This is a genomic window from Comamonas suwonensis (assembly GCF_012844455.2).
GTDB lineage: Bacteria > Pseudomonadota > Gammaproteobacteria > Burkholderiales > Burkholderiaceae_C > Comamonas > Comamonas suwonensis.
On record NZ_JABBCQ020000003.1, the window covers coordinates 190539 to 208613 of the forward strand.

Genomic DNA, 18075 nt, shown 5'->3' on the forward strand with positions numbered 1-18075 from the left:
ATATGCCAAGGCTTGCAGCTTAACGTCTGTCTGATTCCTGCCTGTCATTGCCAATGCTTAGGAATTCATAGCGTCATGCGCAGGTAATCACTGGACTTGAGCCTGATTTTATCGAAAGTGGAAGCCGCGACCGGTACCGATACGGGTCGATCCAGGCTGGCCGTCCAGGCGCTGTAGGTGCGCAAAGCCAGGGTGTGCAAGGCGGCGATATGCAGCGGCAACTGGGCCAGAATCTGGGCTTTGCTTTGCACCGCTGGGCCTTGGGCCTGGAGCAACTCGTCATGACCGTCGCTGCACCATTGGCGCACGCTGGCTTCGGTTACCTCCAGGTGGCCTTGAAACGCCCAGTGGCGACCATGGACAAAGCCTTTGTTTAGGCAATGCTGTCCGTACATGGTGCGCGTGGCGGCCTGGGGAATCTCGAAGGTGTCGTAATGCCAGTTGAACAGGGTGGCTTGCGCGGGTAAATCCATTAACTGCTGGGCGCATGGTGTGATGTGGACCTGACTCCAGCCGATATTGGGGCAGGGGTTGCGCCAGACGCGCGCCCCCATGGCGCGGGCCAGCATCTGGGCTCCAAAGCAGTGACCGAGCACGGGAATATCGTGCTGAAGCGCGCTTTGCAGCAGGCAGCGTTCATCGTCGATCCAGCGCAGCTGTTCGTTGGCGCAGTGGTTGCTGCCCAGCACGATGATGCCGCGATAGTCGCGTGCATCGGCTGGCGCCGAGCCTTGGGCGCAGGGGTCCAGCAACACATGGGCAATGTCTTGCTGGCGCAGATGGTCTAGCAGGATGCCGGGGCCTTGCGATGCTTCATGCTGGAGGATGGCGACAGGCTTCATACGAAAGCGGGCTTGAAGACTCAAGCCGGTGGTTGCGAAGCCTTGAATCTAGATATTCGGGTCTCAAGCTCTTGTATGGTTTGCGCTGTCTGCTATCAAGATTGCATCAAGAGCAAGGGCGCTGAGCCCTGAATTACAGAGGCTTTTCAATTTCTCCAGCCATGCCATACTGACCCGAAGCCGCGCGCCGGAACGCGGCCTCTATCACTGCAAAGCACCGCTATGTCACACAACAATCATGGGCTTCAGGGGGATGGAATCAAGGGGCAGAGCAGCAGCCAGTCGGCGTTGACACTGGCGGCTCTGGGGGTGGTTTTTGGCGATATCGGCACCAGCCCGCTTTACGCCTTCAAAGAGGCGTTTGTAGGCGGCCACGGGCTGGGGGTCTCGCCAGAGAATGTGCTGGCCGCGCTTTCGGCGCTGCTGTGGGCCTTGATCATCATCGTGGCCATCAAATATGTCTGGCTGGTGCTCAGCCATGACAACGATGGCGAAGGCGGCGTGCTGGCCCTGACCGCGCTGGCGCATCGGGTGATGGGGGATGAGTCCCGGCGCTCGCGCTTTGTCGTGGGAGCGGGCGTGTTTGCGGCGGCGCTGTTCTATGGCGATGCCATCATCACCCCGGCCATCTCCGTGCTGTCGGCCGTAGAGGGCATGAGCATTGCCACGCCAGAGTTTGAGCACTTCATCGTGCCCATCACCATCGGTATTTTGATCGGCCTGTTTTCCATTCAGATGAAGGGCACCAGCGTAGTGGGCAAGCTGTTTGGGCCGGTCACCGTCGTCTGGTTTGTCTGTATTGCCTGGGTGGGTGTGGCCAGTATTTTGCAAACGCCGATGGTGCTGCAGGCCGTCAACCCGGTGCATGCGCTGCGCTTTGCAGTGCAGCACACGGACAAGGCTTTCTTCCTGCTCTCCGCCGTATTTCTGGCCATGACCGGGGCCGAGGCGCTGTATGCCGATATGGGCCACTTCGGCAGCCGCGCCGTGCGGCTGGGCTGGTACGGGCTGGTGTTTCCCAGCCTGATTCTGAATTACTTCGGTCAGGGTGCGCTGATACTGCGTGATGCGGCGGCGGCCAGCAATCCCTTCTTTTTGCTGGCTTCGCCCTCGTGGCTGCTGGTCTTTGTGGTGCTGGCCACGGCGGCTACGGTGATTGCCTCGCAGGCCACTATCTCGGGCGCGTACTCCATGACGCTGCAGGCCAGCCGCCTCGGTTATCTGCCGCGCGTGCGTGTGCTGCACACCTCGGACCAGGAGCAGGGCCAGATCTACATTCCCAGTGTGAACTGGCTAATGCTGCTGGCGGTGATTGCGCTGGTGCTGGCCTTCAAATCCTCGGGTGCGCTGGCGGCGGCCTATGGCATTGCGGTATCGGGCACCATGCTCATAACCACCATGCTGGTGGGCTTTGTGGTGTATCTGGGAAGGCGCCCTTTCAGGCGGGTGACGCTGGCTGCGCTGGCCTGCTTTGCACTGCTGGAGATTGGATTTTTTGCCTCCAACCTGACCAAGCTGGAGCAGGGCGGCTGGCTGCCGCTGACGCTGGGTGCACTGATCTTTATTGCGCTGACGACCTGGCGCGACGGCACGCAGCGAGTGGCCGAGCATCGGCGGCGTCTTGATATACCCATGGCCGATTTTCTGAGCACGCCCATGAAAGGCGTGCCCGTGGTGTCTGGCACGGCTGTGTACCTGACTTCAGACCCCAAGCTGGTGCCTAACGCACTGTTCCACAACCTCAAACACTTCAAGGTCATGCATGAGCAAACGGTGTTTTTGCACGTGGTCAACGAGAACACGCCGTATGTGCACACCGCGCAGCGCCTGCAGCTCAAGCGCTTGTGCAGTGGCGTGTGGACGCTGGACATGCATTTTGGCTTTCGCGAGCAGCCCGACATTCCCAGCGCTCTGAAGCTGATCACACCGGATGCGGAAGGCGAAACCCCCAACCTCAACCCCATGACCACCAGCTTCTTTGTGGCCCGAGTGCAGGTGATGAACGGGCCTGGCGGTCTGCCCAGTTGGCGCTGTGCCTTGTTTGGCTGGATGACGCGGCAGTCCGCCAGTGCGACCACGTATTTCAAGCTGCCTGCGAACCAGGTGGTGGAGCTGGGTACGCAGGTTGTGCTTTAAATCAATCAATAAATTTGCCTATAGCAGCGCAGGCCCAAGCAGATCAAGCGCTGGCTGCTATTGTTTTCAGGGATTATTCACCCAGTGCGTCCAGTGCGCGGGCCGAGTACACCATAGCCGCGCCGGCATTCAGCGCCACGGCGACGCCCAGCGCTTCGGCAATTTCTTCCTTGCTGGCACCGGCAGCCCTGGCGGCCTTGGCATGCACAGCAATGCAACCGTCGCAGCGCGTGGTCACGCCCACGGCAATGGCGATCAGCTCACGGGTCTTGGCGTCCAGGTGGCCGGTCTTCTTGCCAGCGCTAGAAAGCGCCTTGTAGCCCTCCATGGTGCCGGGGCTCAGTTCAGCAAATTCACCCAATCGGCCAGCCAGTTCCTTGCGGTATTCGTTCCAGTCCAGCATATGTTGCTCCTTGTGAAGAAAGTGTTGATTGTGTGCCTTAGCTATAGGGCGTTCAAGCGCCATGCGGTGAGGGCTGAGCAGGCTTGAAAGCCATGCAGGCGCGAAACGCTCGCTCACATTTCCGTTTGTAACCCCGCTCAAGCGGCTTTCTCCTGCATGGATACTCAGTACAAAGGAGAAAAAGCCATGAATTCCCGCAACACCCACGACTCTGCCTCTCAGAACCCTGAGGAAGAAGGCTGTCTTGGCTGGGGTGCAATCGACGCCGCATTGCAGGCGGTTTATGGCGACCAGCAGCCGGCGCATTACGGCACGGCCATCAAGTTCCGCCTGGGCGGGGCTGACCCGCTGGACGGCATCAGCGTCTATCGCAGTGAGCAAGGCGGGCCGCACTGGTATTACGTCACCTACGGCTTCAGCGATCTGTATGGCGATCTGGACGACAGCTATGACATCGCCCCCGAAAAGCCTAGCGGCTACGGTTTTGAGATGACCTTCAGGCTGGCGCGTGATGTGGACGAGCAAGAGCCCCCCGTCTGGCCTCTGAACTTTCTGCAAAACATGGCGCGTTATGTGTTTCGCACCGGCAATGTTTTTGCCCCCGGTCACTGGATGACGGCCAACGGTCCCATCAAGGCCGGTGCCGACACGCTGCTGACCGAGATGGGCTTTGTGCCAGACCCCGAACTGGCCCCCGTCCACACCCCCTACGGCGACCTGATGTTTTTGCAACTGGTGGCGCTGACCAGCGACGAGCTGCGCGAAGTGCGCCGCTGGAATGTGCAGGGCGCCTTGCAGGCCATGCAGCCCTATATGCCGCTGTGGATTACCAACCTGGCTCGTCCCAGCCTGCACGAGCTGCCCGATGTGCAGGCCGCCATTGATGCTGGCGCTGCCCGTGATGGCTCCAAGACCGGCGTGCTCTACAACGATGTGCTGGGCTTTACCCAGCGCAAGCGCCTGCTGCGTAGCCCTCAGACCGTGATCAAACTCGGCAGTCTGGGCGTGCGCGACCTCAAAGCCATGCTGCCCGCGCGCCTACCGCATGGCCGTCCCTTGATACTGGCGGGCGATGGCTCCACGCTGGAGCTGGTGCCCGCAGGCGACAGCGAAGGTGGTCTGCTTGACTGGCATAGCGACCATGAACTCAAGCTCAGCCTGACCCCCGCGCAAATGCAGGCGTGGAAGCAAGTCGTCAAAGGCCGCGACGGCGAATACACCGTACCCGGGCTGGCTGGTCTGGTCTGGCAGGTCAAAACCAGCATGATCACCGACGATCACGGCAAGGTCACTGGGGCTTACGTAGAGCAATAAATCATCAGATTTGATAGCTGCTTGCGCTTGATGAATAAGCGGTAGAGGCTTGTTGGGTTTGAATGAGGGCAGTAGCAGGCCACGTGTAGCTAACGGGCCTTAATCCACGCAACTGTCCATCTGCCCCCGCGTTGCTGCTGATAATAGGCAGTCAGCAAGCCTGCCTCCCATGAGCATTGAGGCAGGGCTACGCTGCCGGAGAAACAATGAACGACCTGCAAACAGTGCAATGCACGCACCCGCGCCACGCTGCCACCATTCTGGACATTTTTAACGACGCCATCGTCAACTCCACCGCGCTCTACGACTACCAGCCGCGCACGGCCCAAAACATGGTCAGCTGGTTTGATGCCAAGCGCGCAGGCGACTTTCCCGTCATCGGTATTGAAAACGCTGCGGGCGAGCTAATGGGCTTTTGCAGCTGGGGCAGCTTTCGCGCCTACCCGGCGTACAAATACACGGTCGAGCATTCCGTCTACGTTCACCCCGCGCATCGCGGCAAGGGGCTGGGCCTGCAACTGATGGAGCTTTTGATTGCCGAGGCCAAGCGCAGAGGCGATGTGCATGTGCTGGTCGGCGCGATTGACGCGGCCAATGCCGCAAGCATTGCACTGCACCAGCGACTGGGCTTTCAGCATGTGGGCAATATGCCCCAAGTGGGCTTCAAGTTTGGCCGCTGGCTGGATCTGGCCTTTTACCAGCTCACGCTGCAGACCCCGCTGAACCCCATCGACGGCTAAAACCACTGATTTGCTATTGAATCAAGAGCTGCAACCGCATGTCTATCAAGCGCTATAGCTTATTTGGCTTCAGAGCACAGATACATTCTGCGACCGCAAAATGAGGTGCCTCTCTTGTCATCCCCAGCGCTGGCCGCACGTTAAAGCGTGGTGTTTTTCACTTTTGAAGGAGTGACTGCCATGTGGAGACTGGGTCGCCTGCTGACAATCTTTCGCAAAGAGCTGCGGCTCGCCTGGGCCGTGCTGCGCGATCCGCGCTCGCCCAAGGCGGCCAAGCTTGTTACCGTGCTCGCCGCGCTGTATGTGATCAGTCCCGTCGACTTCATTCCAGACACCATTCCCATTCTGGGCTGGCTGGACGACGGCATGATCGGCTTCTTGCTGCTGCAACTGGCTTTTCAATTTTTGCCGGCCGAGCTGCTGGCCTCACTGCGCGAGCGAGTAGGTGCCAAGGCGGTTTAGCGCCTATTCTTTAAAAATCATAGCGGCCTGCGCTGCTGTATCAAGCGCTAGCCGCTATTTTCTATCGAAAGGCGTTCAGATCTCAGATGCCCAGAAACTGAAAAGGCGCTGAGGGCTTGAACTGCGCTGTGGCATTGCCCGAATAGGTGTGGCTCTGGTCCTGGCCCAGATCCAGCTTCATGACCTTGCCGGTTTGCGCGCTGAAGTCCAGTGCCTTGAGGTCTACCCAGAAGGTATTGGGCGTCAGGGCTGATTCAAAGAAATACAGCTGGCGCTGGTGGTCGAACACGGTGCGCCAGCGGGTGGACGAGATATTGGGCTGGCCCGGCGTGCTGATGCCGTAGGGCACCGAGACATTGCGGATCACGCTGAACACGCTGGCGAGTGCCTTGTTGGGGTTCGGCTCTTTGGGAATGGCATTCACATAGAACGAGGCCCGCGCAAAGCGGTCGGCCGCGCGGTTGGTGCCGGGCAGCATGGTCGTGCCGCCGATCTGCTGCCAGTAACTGTTGAGCGCCAGCTGTTGATCGAAGGTGGGTGAATTGGTCATCACCTGATACTCGCGGCCATGGTGAATGACCTGCTTGCCCTTGATGTACTCGACGATGGCACTGTCCCCGCTGGCATCCGACATGGACAGGTGCAGCGTGGTCAGGCGATCCTCGCCGGGCACATTGTCCGAGACGATGGTGAAGGGCTCCTTCTCCAGCGCGGCCACCGCCTCCTTCACGCTGGCAAAGTTGTCCAGCACATATTGCGCCCAGGCCGCAATCGTCAGCCCCGGCTTGCTCTTGTCGTCAAAGCGGGGGTATTGCGATTCCACCAGCCACAGCAGATTGGCGTTCAGACCGGCTTCGTTGACGCCGTCCGTGGTCGAAATGTCATAGCCCGAAGTGATGACGCTGCCGTACTTGGACTTCCAGCGCAGCGTGTTGGGCCCCGTCTGCCCACTGCGCTCCATACCGCGAGGCAGCACCCAGAGATTGCTGACGATGTCGCTTTTCCAGTCCATGGAGCGGGCCGTCATGACCTGGCCCTCTGCGCCGTGAAAGACCAGCCGGGTGCAGGCCCAGGCGCTGGTGGTGGCGGCAATGCCAGAGGCAGCCAGCAGCAGGGCGGCCAGTTGGGGGCGGATACGCGGCATGTGAGCTTTCATCCAATCTTCCTTTTCGAGAACAACGGTGACGGGTATGCAGGCCTGTTGCAGGCCAAGCGTGGCGATCTTTGATACGACGAATCGCACCTTGCATGCAGATACTACCTTCCGGGAAAGCTGGCCGCTGACGCCAACCCACCACGCCCGCCGCGCGCTAGAGCCTGAACCTGGGCGGCAGGGCATACTGAGGGGCATGCGCCTTCAACCCTCACTGACCTTTGTTTGCTTGTTTGTACTGACGGGCCTGTCGGGTTGCGACCTGGGTGGGGACAGCGGCCAGCCTGCCAAGCTTCCCCTCAGCGAGCAGGCGAAAGCTACGCGCGATGCTCTGCCAGAGCACATTTTTCGCGGCGACCTGGCTGGGCAGACCACCGTGCTGCTGGTGCACGACTGCGAGGTGTACCGGGTCGAGCCGCGTGGGCAGGGCGACGTTCACTGGGAGAGCGTGCTGGCGCCCGATCCCTACCCCTTCTGGACGTCCTGTGATCGCCAGTCCATTGACTTCAAAGCTGGCGAGCTGACCGTGGTGCTGGGCCGCATGGCATTTGGCGCGGGTGGCTGCTGCGCCACGGGCGGAACCTATCAATCGCGGGATGGGCGCAAGTGGATCAAGCTGCGCTGACAGGCGGTTTGCGGCGCTCTGGCAAGCCGCAGCCAGGCTTTTGAGCGCGGCAGCAAACCCGTCGGTCTGTGCGTTCAGGCGTGATCGGGGCATCAATGCATTCAAGGCGACTGCTTTGCCCACCCTTGTGGCTGAAGTACCCGCCATCGCAGCCTGAAACGCGCAGCTCTCTTACTTTTTAGGCGAGTAAGCGTTCGGCATTGCGGCCCTAAAATCTCAGACTTTTGCCGTAAAGCCCATGCCCGTGAATGTGATCAGCCAGACCCGTTTTACGCTGCAGCGCACCATGCTGGCGCAGCGCGACGCCTCGGACGCCGTGCTGCAAAGCAAAACAGGTATGTGGCGCAAGATCCGGCTCGCCTCCATCGCGGCTGTGCCCCTGCTGGCGCTGGTCGCCGCCACGCTCCAGAACGGCCTCGGCGCGCAAATCTGTTTTGGGCTCATGCTGCTACTGGGCGTGCTTTTTTATGCCAGTCACTGGAATATCAAGCAACGCATGTATGAAATGGGAGTCCGCCGCACGGTCTCGCGCCAGTCCGTGATCCAGATGGTGCAGCAGCACATCTTCAAAGGCCAGCCGCAACTGGCTTGTGCGGCCACATTCGATGAACACGGGCTGCAGCTGCAGCAGGGCGATCTGCATCTGGCCGCCGCCTATGACGATGCCAGCCGCATTGGCGTCATCTTCGAGCGCCAGGGCATGCTGCAGATCAGGCCCGCTGCACACCCCATGCCCGACGCAGTCTTCTTCATTCCCCTGCAACAACTGCCTAATGCCCAGGCTGTGATGCTGCGCCTGCAGCGCAGCCCAGGCTTTGTGGCGGGGCCGGTTTAAGTCGGCCCAGCCGCATCGCGCGTTGCTATCAAAACAAAATCGCCAGTGCTTGATGGATGGGCGCTGGCAGGCGAATCAGGGCGGAGTCTTCGAGCCGGGCTGGTGACGTTTAGCGTGCCCTTGCGCGCGCTTGTCCTTGTATCCGCCGCCATTCTTCCACTCGCTCTCGACCTTGCAGGGGCTTCCTAGAACTCTGGCTTGCCCTCAGGGTGGTCGTGGTCGTCATTGCCGGCCCAGCTGGAGAGCGGGGCGGTCATCACGATCAAGGGCCGAGTCAGCGCGGCAAGCAGTTTTTGCATGGGTGTTTTGAGCAGTTCGGCACGCTGCAAGGACTGTCAAAAAGGTGAGTACGGTTCACATCGCAGTTGAGGCGTTTGGCCTCTTAGGCAGGGCGAAACAGGGGAATTTTGATAGCGGCTACGGCAATCAGCAGTAGGGCTTGACGTCATTGGGCTGCTGTTTCTGCAGGTTCAGGTTGGCAAATTCACTCAGTACCGCCAGAACAGGGGAAATGGCGGGGTTGAGTGCCAGATCCTGACGGTGTGCCACGGCCAAGGGGCGCAGCAGCGTGGGCTGCAGCGGGCGAATCTGAACCTGCGGCAGCGGCGCTAAATCTTGCACTTCCTCGCGAGGCAGCAGCACCGCACTCTGACCGGCCAGTGCCAGGCTTTTAAGCGCTCCGGTATTGGTAAACGCCATAAAGGGGCGGGGCGTGTAGCCTGCCTGCCCAAACCAGTTGGCAATTTGCTGCTGCATGTGCGTGGGCGCGGAAAACCCCGACCAGCGCCGCTGCGATAGCCACTCGGCACTTACACGCTCGGGTGCACCCCAGTCAGCGGGCAGCAGGGCGACGATGCTATCCAGCCGCCAGGGCATGATCACAATGCCCGCCTGCGCTGGTTGCGGGCTGGCCACAATGCATACATCCAGCGCGCCCGCCGTCAGCAGTTGCATGGACTCGGCCGATCCCACGGCCTCCAGCCGCACCTCCACGCCCGGGCTGCGCTGCTGCAGCGCATTCAGCATCAGTGGTAGCAGCCAGGTACTCACTCCGGCAGACACGCCCACACGCACCAGTCCCTCGCGCCCACTGGCACGGCGCTGTACACGCTCCACCACATCGTCGCTGGCCTGCAACAGCTTGCGGCCGTGCTCCATCAGGACCTGGCCCGCCGCCGTCAACGTGGTTTGCTTGCGCCCGCGCACCAGCAACTGTGCATCCATGCGCGACTCCAGCTCCTTGATATGCAGGCTCACCGTGGGCGCTGCCAGGTGCAGCGCTTGCGCAGCAGCGGCAAATGTGCCCAGGTCGGCAATGGCAATCAGTGTCTGCAACTGGTCGAGGTTGAGGTTTCGCATGGAGGATCAATCCGCTTTCAATCAGATTTTCTGAATTGACTATTCAGAACATTCAACTTTACGGATATTAAGCCAATGGAGAGCATTGATGGATTATGAAAAACCAAACAACCGATGGCAAAAGTGCCGAACTCCATCTACCAAATACCTTAAACACGTCATCCGACGAGTGCGATGCAGACACTCGGCTCGCAGCTGACAGTTTGTGGCAACGCAGCAAACAGGTGGTATGTGCTTGGCTGGAACGGGCTGAGCGGCGGGTGACAGAGGGATTCAGAATGCCGCCAGATGGAGGGTGAGGGCAGTCTGGATGCTTGTCGGTATGCCGGAACCTGCATTTGACTTTGTGCCTGCGCAGGCCGTTGCGCGCTTTTCTTTGGTCGCCTATTTCTTGCGAAGAAAAAGAATGCTCTTCGCTTGAAAATCAATATTTTTGATGGATGAAAAGAATAGTTTGGAAATTATCCTTTGCAGGATTTTTCTATTATTTTATTGGTATTAACCACGGGTGATGTATCTATTTGTTTTTTGTGAGTTGAGGTTGGAATTATCAATAGTTCCCATTTGGCTCTATAGCCATTTCTGTGTGAATGTTAAAAAAATAGGCCCCCTTGGGCATTTCATAACGCATTCATGGAGGAGGTTGGTGTGAAAAGATTAATATCTAAAAATGCTTTGCTATCTTGTGTCTGTACCGTTACTGCCGTCATTAGCGTGGCGGCTTGCAGTGGCGACGATCCCCCTGCAGGTGGATATGCCCAGGTCGTATATAAAAATGGAAAGATATTGACAGTCGATCATCAAGGTCAGGTGGTTCAGTCTGTCGCGATTAAAGACAAAAAAATTATTTCTGTTGGCACAGATAAATCCGTCAATCAATACATCGGAAAAGATACCAAGGTTATCGACCTAGGTGGAAAAACCATGATTCCCGGTATTTACGATGCCCATAGTCATTTTTCAATGACGGGTATGAATCTGAAATTTGAGGCAGATTTAAATAGCCCGCCGATTGGGAAAATCCAATCTATCGAAGAAATCATTGTGCTTTTAAAAGCCAAGCAGACAGAGCTGGGTAGCGATGCATGGCTCACCGGTTTTGGGTACGACGACACGCTGCTTGCCGAAAAGCGCCATCCCACGCGTGAAGATCTGGACAAGGTCTCCACCACGCAGCCAGTCTTTGTCACCCATATTTCCGGCCATATGTCCGTGGCGAATACCGCTGCGCTGAAGCTGGCTGGTATCACTGCCGCCACGAGCAATCCCGAAGGTGGTGTCATCGGCAAGGACGGCAAGGGTGAACCCACTGGCTATCTGGCCGAAACTGCGGCTCAGCTGGTCAGCAAATTCAAACCGGCATTGACCGCAGCCCAGGTGCAGGAAGGGTTGGCAGAGGCCGCAAAAATGTACGCCTCCAAAGGCGTGACCACCGCCAACGACGGTGCCACCGGCCCAAGCGGCGTAGAAGCGCTGGAAAAAGCGGCGCAAAGCGGCAAGCTGCCGGTACGCGTTGTGGCCTAGCCCATGGGGCTGGATGCACTGGCGGGCTCCAAAGCCATTAAGCTGAGCAGCGGCATGGTCAAGTCGGTGGCATCAAAGACTTTCATGACGGCTCCATCCAGGGCTATACCGGCTACCTGAGCCACCCTTATCACACCCCGCATGACGACGACGCCGACTATGCCGGCTACCCCCGATCCAGTCGCGAGGCTCTGGTGACCCGCGCCATTGCGGCACAAAAGGCCGGTGTTCAGATGTTCATCCACGCCAACGGTGACCAAGCCATTTCCGATGTGCTTTATGCCTACCGAAAAGCCCAGGAAGCCCATCCGCGCACTGATGCACGCAATGTTGTCATCCATTCGCAGATGACGCGTGAGGACCAGCTTGACGAGATGAAAGAGCTGAGTGTGGTTCCCTCATTCTTTGAGTTGCACACCTACTACTGGGGCGACCGCCATCGCGACATCTTCCTGGGACCCGAGCGCGGCACGCGTATCAGCCCCGTGAAGTCTGCGCTCAACCGCGGCATTCCCTTCACCTTGCATGCCGACACGCCCGTAGTGCCCATGGACCCCATGCTCATGCTGTGGGCAGCCGTCAACCGAGTCTCCACCAGCGGTGCCGTCATCGGTGCGGAGCAGCGCGTTCCCGTGCTGGACGCGTTGCGCGGCATCACCATCAACGCCGCCCACCAGAACTTCGAGGAAAAAGAGCGCGGCTCCATCGAAGCTGGCAAGTTTGCCGATCTGGTGGTGCTGTCAGGCGACCCTGTGTCTGTCGACCCCATGAAGATCAAAGACATTCAGGTGCTGGAAACCATTGTGGAAGGGGAGACGGTTTACAAGACTGGTCGCTGAGGCGGTTGACCTAGACCGGTAGCCGGGGTCTCTGCATGAATGCTGTTTTTACGGTGTTTATGCGGAGACTTTTTTGATAGCTGCTTGCGCTTTCTGTGATTGGGCTAGAGGTTGATTTGACTTGAATTTCTTGTTTGAACTGCATGCCTTTGCCAAGTACAGAGGGCGGGTCTCGGCCCGCCATGCCGAGCTACTTTCTGCTGCCAGAAAGTAGCCAAAGAACAAGGTCCCTGCTGCCCACGACCCTCCGCTTCGCTGCGGGCAAACCTGCGCCGTCAAGCTCTTGGGGCTGTACGGCAAAACTCACTGCGCGTCTTCGATGCTCCTTTCAAACACGTTGCCGTAGAAATGATGGCGATGCAGTTGCACTCTGCGGTGCAACTGCAAGCCCCAAGAACTTGCCGTCGCAGGCGTGGGCAAAAGGGGCAATACCGGGAGCCGGATAGCTCAGCTCAGATTTCATAGCTGCTACCGCTTGGCGAATAAGCACTAGAAGTCAATTTCGTCATAACTCTTGCAGGCCGTCCGTACCTGCACCCACCCGTTTGTCAGCGCCTGCGGCACGCTGTCCAGGCTGCGGGCAACGCTGCCGTAGGACAGCGTTGCTTCGTGCTCTGACTTGCCGCCGGTTGTCTGAGCGAAGCGGCAAAGCCGCGCAGTGAGTTGGGCGGCACCGCAGTCTGAATGGTGTGACGCAGGTTTGCCCGGAGCGAAGCGCAGGGACGCAGACAGTCGGGTCGCCTTTTCTTTGGGTACTTATCTTTTGGCGAAGCAAAAGAAAGTACCTCGGCTGACGGGCCGAGACCCGTCCTCTGTCGCGTGCGACAACGCAGTAGCAAATTGATAGCTACTGGCGTGCTCAGGGTGCGCGCTAGCGGCGGATTTTTTGCAAATTTTTTTGCAGCATGCCTGCGGTGCTGGCAGAGGGCGGGTCTCGGCCCGCCAGCCGACCTCCTTTTCTTGCGTCGCCAAGAAAAGGAGGCAAAAGAAGGCGCCCCCTGCTGCCCCCGACCCTCCGCTTCGCTGCGGGCAAACCTGCGCCGTCAAGTTCTTGGGGCTGTACGGCAAAACTCACTGCGCGTCTTTGACGCTCCGTTCAAACACGTTGCCGTTAAAGTGATGACGATGCAGTTGCACTCTGCGGTGCAACTGCCAGCCCCAAGAACTTGCCGTCGCAGGCGTGGGCAAAAAGGGGCAATACCGGATACCAACAGCCAGATAGCTTCTTGCAGACTTCATAGCTGCTACCGCAATCTGGATAAGCGCTAGAGCCTGATTTCATTACAACTCTCGCAGGCCGCCTGTACCCGCATCCACCCGTGTGTCCGCGCCTGTGGCACGCTGTTCAGGCTGCGGGCAACGCTGCCGAAGGACAGTGTTGCTTCGTGCTCTGACTTGCGGCAACGTGTTTGAACGGAGCAGCTTGCTGCGCAGTGAGTTTTGCCGCACCGCAGACTGAATGGCGTGACGCAGGTTTGCCCGGAGCGAAGTGAAACGCAGCGTAGGGACGGGGACAGTCGGGTCGTGTTCTTTTGCCTTCTTTGCTTGCACGAGCAAGAAAAGAAGGTCGCCTGCCGGGGCGAGACCCGGCCACTGTTGTAGATTACGAAGCAAAATATAGATAATTTTTGTGATTTATATAAATAATCCTAAAGGATAGTTGATGAATAGAACTGTGGAAATGAGACAAAATGGTTTTTTCAAAATTTTTTCAGATGCCATTACTCTTTATGAGATATCTGCGGCAGAGAGTAGTGAACATATTAAGACAACAATTGCCAAGGCGAGTATTCTTTCGACGAATTATGCTTTAGAGGCTGCGGCGAATTCATTTTTGTCTTCGGTTGATATAACGAAAAAATTGAAGGATGAAATTGATAGATTATCAACGATTGATAAATTTGATTTTATTCTCCAATGGCATAATAAAAAATCTCTTCCTCGCGGGGTAATTCAAACTCAGGCAATAAAGGAATTAATTAGCCAGAGGAACGCACTTGTGCATCCAAAAATCAATTCAATAAAATTGAATATTAAAACAAAATCAGGTGATGTAAATTATTCATATATACATGAGTCTATTGATGAATCAGGAACTTCAAAAAGTAAATTGTCAAATATTTCTCTTGATCCAGATAGATATACAGAAGAAGATGCACTTATAGCGGTAAAGGTACTCGTTAGATTTTTAAATATCTATGTTAACAAATGGTGGGGCATTGATGTGGAGGAATCTGCTAATTTTCTTATGCCTACATGGACTGGTTCAATTAAAGCAAAATCTGTGATGTACGAAAGAAAATCATTGGAAACTGTTTTAAGAAATAATGATGATTTGAAAATTGAATTTCTTGGCTTGTATGGAATTTTGGAACAGTTTGCGTGAAAATAATTTCAATTAAATAGTTGTAATCTCTTGGATCTGCTAAGCGGGATGATTGACTATTTTTGATGACTGAATGACTTGGATCGTCTACGTTTCTTTGAATAGTAAAAAAGCCCACCGCTTCCGCGATGGGCTTTTTTCATTTTCATCACCCGCATCAAGCAGGCAAAACAGTCAACCAGTCATCAAACTTTCTTGACGCGAACAGGCAACCCCTGCCGCACCACAGCCCCCGAAACCCAATCAATCCAGACATTGTCCTTTTCAGGCCGCGTAGGGTCGGCAAAGCCCAGCGTGTTCAAGTTCACGCCATTGCCATGTTGCGAATTGGCATGCGTCGCCTTGCCATCGACCACATGCGCTATAGCGCCCAGTTGCTTGTGGCCGTAGCCATGTTCAATAGCGATAGCACCGGGCGCAACACCGGCGCGCACCAGGGCCACACCGCGCAGTTGGCCGCCGGGGGTGCAGAGTTCAATGGCGTCGCCATTGGCAATGCCCAGTTTGGCCGCGTCGGCCTTGTTGATGCTGACGGGGTTGTGCGGGTGCACCTGGCGCAGGCGTGAGGCGGCGATGGACATGCTGCTCATCAGGTTGGATTTGTAGCTGGTCATGGTCAGCGGCCAGTCCTGCTCGGTGAAGACGGCGCGCATATCGCTGCCGTCGGCCAATCGCGTGGGGTACCAGGTGGCGCAGCCGCTGTAGCGCTCGCCGGTCATGGAGTGGCGCATTTTGCTCAGACCCTCGTTCCAGAAGGTGACGGGGAACTTGGCTTGCAGCTTGAGGTGATCGCCCTTCCAAGCGTCTTCGACCTTATCAAAGCGGCCGCCACGGCTCATGACCATGGCGACGCGGCGCACTTCTTCGGGTTTGACGCATCTTTCTACCGAGGGCATCCACTTGGTGAGGCCGGTGATTGCTATGTCGTCATCGCTGGCTTCGGGCAAGGGCTTGCCGGCCTGGTAGGCGATGTTGCACATGCCGCGCAGATAGAAGTCTTCGGCGTTTTCCAAGTCCAGCGGCTCGCCGTCTTTGGTGCTCATGGCGTTCTTGCCAAAGCCGGGCAGCTGCAGCTGTTCGGCCACGGCAAAGATAAAGGTTTCAAAGCTGATGGGCTGGCCGTCGGCTGTCTTGGCCGTCGCCGCTTCCACGGTGGGCCAGCGCACGGTGCTGCTCTTGGCCACCACGTCGGCCCAGGGCGCGCCAATGCCCCAGCTTTCGTAGGTGACGGTGTCGGGCACGATGTAGTCGGCCAGGGCCGAGGTCTCGTTGATGAAGGGGTCGACCGAGACAAACAGCGGCAGCTTTTTCACGTCCTTGACGGCATCGGCCAGCGCGTTCTCGAAGCCGCACATAGCGTAGATGGGGTTGCTGATGTGGTTGATCCAGGCCTTGACGGCATAGGGGTAGCCCAGCATGCCGGCGGCCAGCATTTCGCTGCTCAATCCACCGGGTACGGGATACCAGGGCGCTTTGGCGGGGTAGGGGTTCTGGCCCGCTTCCTTCTTGCGCTTGAACTCGCTGGTCTTTTCGTAGGGGAACTTGGTGCGTGACAGGGCCACGCCCTTGGGTTTTACCGCGCCTTCAAACTGCGCAAAGTTGTAGCGTGGGCCGGGGCCAAAAGGGCCGAATGGGCCTGCGTCCATCACCCAGCCGCCGCGCACATTGAGGTTGCCGATGAGGTTGTTGAGCATGGCAATGGCGTAGGCGGTGTAGAAGCCCGAGCCATTCATGGTGCCGCCGTGCGAGTTGGCCACGGCCTGCTTGCCATGGCTGGTGAATTCGCGCGCCAGGTCTTCGATTTCCTTGACGGGCACATCGCACAGGGCGGCGTATTCGGCCAGCGTTTTCTTGTGCGCCTCGGCGCGCAGTTTGACAAAGGCGCTGCAGACGGCCAGCGGTGCGGGGTCTTCAGTGGTGTCAGCGGCCTTGATGGGCGTGAAGCTGCGCTCAACGATCAGCTCGGCCGGTGTGGCGACGGTGTGAGCGGCCAGCGTTCCATCGGCCAGTTGCACCACATACACATCGTCGGCAGGCGTTTTGTCATCGACCGGCTCAGGCATGGGCAGACCAATGTCCGCACCGCGCAAGAACTGACCAAAGCGGGGGTGCTGGGGCTCGTTGATGAGCAAGTGTGTGGCGTTGCTCCACGATGCCTCGCCCACGGCCGCCATGGCGGCGGGGCCAGGCTGGGTCAGAAACTGCTTGTCGTAACGCTCGTTGTCGATGATCCAGCGGATCAGGCCCATTGCCAGCGCCAGGTCGCTGCCGGGCTTGACGGGCAGCCAGCGGTTGTTGTCGCCGGCGGCATGGCTGGACGAGGTGGGCAGCATGGGCGAGACCACGACGTATTTGTAGGTGTTCTCGCCGCGCGAACGCGCCTCGGCCAGCTCGCGGCCCACGCGCTGGAAGGGGTTGCCCGACTGCGCGGGAGAGGTGCCGATAAACAGGCCAAAACGCGAGTTTTTCCAGTCGGGCTTGCCGTGGGGCATGCCCGCCATATCGCCCAGAGCCGCGCCCGTGCCCACGCGGTAGGTCTGGCCGCAGTACGAGCCGTGGTTGGACACATTGAGGGTGCCGAACGACTGCTTGGCAAAGCGGTTGACCAGAGGCGTGCGGCCTTCGTTGGCGGCCTCGGTCACCAGCAACTGGTTGGACTTGGGACCGTATTCGGGGTTGGCTTCGTCAATCAGCGTCTTCACATCGCGGATGGCGGCGAGGCCCTCCACATGGCCTTCGCCAAACAGGTCGCCGCCTTCGCAGATTTCTTGCACCAGCTCTTCGAGCGTGATGGTCTTCCACTGGCCGGAGCCGCGCGGGCCCACGCGCTTCAAAGGATTGAGCACGCGGTGCGGGGCTTTTTGATGTTCGAGCATGGCCGAGCCGCGCGCGCAACTGGTGGCGCGGCCTTCCAGACCGTTGTCGCCGCCCAGCATGGCGTAGACCTCGCGCACCGGCGTTTCCATGGGCGCGGGGTTGGTGGTGGCCAGCGGGTGGTAGGGGTTGCCGGCGATGCGGATGATCTGGTTGTCGGCGGTATCGACGCGCAGGCGCACGCCGCACTGGGTCCAGCAGCCCAGGCACGACGAAGGGCTGACCACCTGGCCGGGCTGGGTCGTCAATTGGCCGGTGACGGGGTCGATGCGGAACTCGGGCGTCAGCGAATTGCCGCGCGTGGCGCTTTTCGTGGTCTTGCCCGATGTGCCGGTGATCAAGCCCTTGGCGCCCTTGGCCACGGTTTCGCCATAGCCCGCGGCAAAAGCGGCCAGGCCACCGGCCACAGCGCCGCCGCGCAGCAGTAAACGGCGGCGAGCCACCTTGGCGTCGGATACCGCTTCATCGTGAGATTGTTCGGGGGGGAGTTTTTTGTCAGTCATGGTGTGCCTCTTCTGGGCTGGTGTGCGGTAGCGATGCTTTTAATTTGATAGCTGCTACCGCGCTTCTGTTTTGCGGTACA

General features: G+C 58.4%; 14 protein-coding genes. 9 read left to right on the forward strand and 5 right to left on the reverse strand.

Annotated elements, in window-relative coordinates; translation table 11 throughout:
• Positions 1–65 precede the first annotated feature (65 nt).
• Positions 66–842, reverse strand: coding sequence for a type 1 glutamine amidotransferase (locus HF327_RS04630; RefSeq protein ID WP_169107125.1), 777 nt, complete (start codon positions 840–842; stop codon positions 66–68).
• A 222-nt stretch (positions 843–1064) separates the two neighbouring features.
• Between HF327_RS04630 and HF327_RS04635 the strand changes: the two genes are divergently transcribed.
• The gene (locus tag HF327_RS04635) at positions 1065–2978 is read left to right on the forward strand and encodes a potassium transporter Kup (protein WP_198460414.1); all 1914 of its coding nucleotides are present in this window, start codon (positions 1065–1067) and stop codon (positions 2976–2978) included.
• A 73-nt stretch (positions 2979–3051) separates the two neighbouring features.
• Here the strand turns inward: HF327_RS04635 and HF327_RS04640 are convergent, their stop codons facing one another.
• Entirely contained in the window at positions 3052–3381 is a 330-nt protein-coding gene (locus tag HF327_RS04640; protein WP_169107126.1) for a carboxymuconolactone decarboxylase family protein, read from the reverse strand.
• A 186-nt stretch (positions 3382–3567) separates the two neighbouring features.
• Here HF327_RS04640 and HF327_RS04645 point away from each other — a divergent pair, with 186 nt between their 5' ends.
• The 3 genes from HF327_RS04645 (at position 3568) to HF327_RS04655 (ending at position 5897) form a co-directional block, all read left to right on the forward strand.
• A complete protein-coding gene (locus HF327_RS04645; RefSeq protein ID WP_169107127.1) occupies positions 3568–4695 on the forward strand; it encodes a suppressor of fused domain protein in 1128 nt (375 codons plus the stop codon).
• A 206-nt stretch (positions 4696–4901) separates the two neighbouring features.
• Entirely contained in the window at positions 4902–5435 is a 534-nt protein-coding gene (locus HF327_RS04650; protein WP_169107128.1) for a GNAT family N-acetyltransferase, read from the forward strand.
• Between the two features lie 180 nt (positions 5436–5615).
• Complete coding sequence (locus HF327_RS04655) at positions 5616–5897, forward strand: YkvA family protein (protein WP_169107129.1); 282 nt, start codon at positions 5616–5618, stop codon at positions 5895–5897.
• Between the two features lie 82 nt (positions 5898–5979).
• Here HF327_RS04655 and HF327_RS04660 read toward each other — a convergent pair whose 3' ends face one another.
• Positions 5980–7053 (reverse strand): linear amide C-N hydrolase, encoded by a 1074-nt coding sequence (locus tag HF327_RS04660; RefSeq protein WP_169107130.1) that lies wholly within the window; start codon positions 7051–7053, stop codon positions 5980–5982.
• Positions 7054–7246: 193 nt separating this feature from the next.
• Here HF327_RS04660 and HF327_RS04665 point away from each other — a divergent pair, with 193 nt between their 5' ends.
• Both HF327_RS04665 and HF327_RS04670 read left to right on the forward strand, forming a co-directional pair.
• Positions 7247–7675 carry a hypothetical protein gene (locus HF327_RS04665; protein WP_169107131.1) on the forward strand — a complete coding sequence of 143 codons (429 nt, stop codon included), beginning with the start codon at positions 7247–7249 and terminating at the stop codon, positions 7673–7675.
• Positions 7676–7913: 238 nt separating this feature from the next.
• Positions 7914–8510, forward strand: a complete 597-nt coding sequence (locus HF327_RS04670; RefSeq protein ID WP_169107132.1) for a hypothetical protein — start codon at positions 7914–7916, stop codon at positions 8508–8510.
• A gap of 426 nt (positions 8511–8936) precedes the next feature.
• Here the strand turns inward: HF327_RS04670 and HF327_RS04675 are convergent, their stop codons facing one another.
• Positions 8937–9869, reverse strand: a complete 933-nt coding sequence (locus HF327_RS04675; RefSeq protein ID WP_169107133.1) for a LysR family transcriptional regulator — start codon at positions 9867–9869, stop codon at positions 8937–8939.
• A gap of 633 nt (positions 9870–10502) precedes the next feature.
• On the opposite strand from HF327_RS04675, the gene HF327_RS22275 reads away from it, so the two are divergent.
• The 3 genes from HF327_RS22275 to HF327_RS04690 all read left to right on the forward strand — a co-directional run bounded on the left by HF327_RS22275 (position 10503) and on the right by HF327_RS04690 (position 14618).
• On the forward strand, positions 10503–11393 hold the full coding sequence (locus tag HF327_RS22275; RefSeq protein ID WP_169107134.1) for an amidohydrolase: 891 nt from the start codon (positions 10503–10505) through the stop codon (positions 11391–11393).
• 95 nt (positions 11394–11488) lie between these two features.
• Positions 11489–12232 carry an amidohydrolase gene (locus HF327_RS22280; RefSeq protein WP_328701759.1) on the forward strand — a complete coding sequence of 248 codons (744 nt, stop codon included), beginning with the start codon at positions 11489–11491 and terminating at the stop codon, positions 12230–12232.
• A gap of 1663 nt (positions 12233–13895) precedes the next feature.
• A complete protein-coding gene (locus tag HF327_RS04690) occupies positions 13896–14618 on the forward strand; it encodes a hypothetical protein (RefSeq protein WP_169107135.1) in 723 nt (240 codons plus the stop codon).
• Positions 14619–14803: 185 nt separating this feature from the next.
• On the opposite strand, the gene HF327_RS04695 is transcribed toward HF327_RS04690, so the two are convergent.
• Positions 14804–17995, reverse strand: a complete 3192-nt coding sequence (locus HF327_RS04695) for a tetrathionate reductase subunit A (protein ID WP_169107136.1) — start codon at positions 17993–17995, stop codon at positions 14804–14806.
• Positions 17996–18075 lie beyond the last annotated feature (80 nt).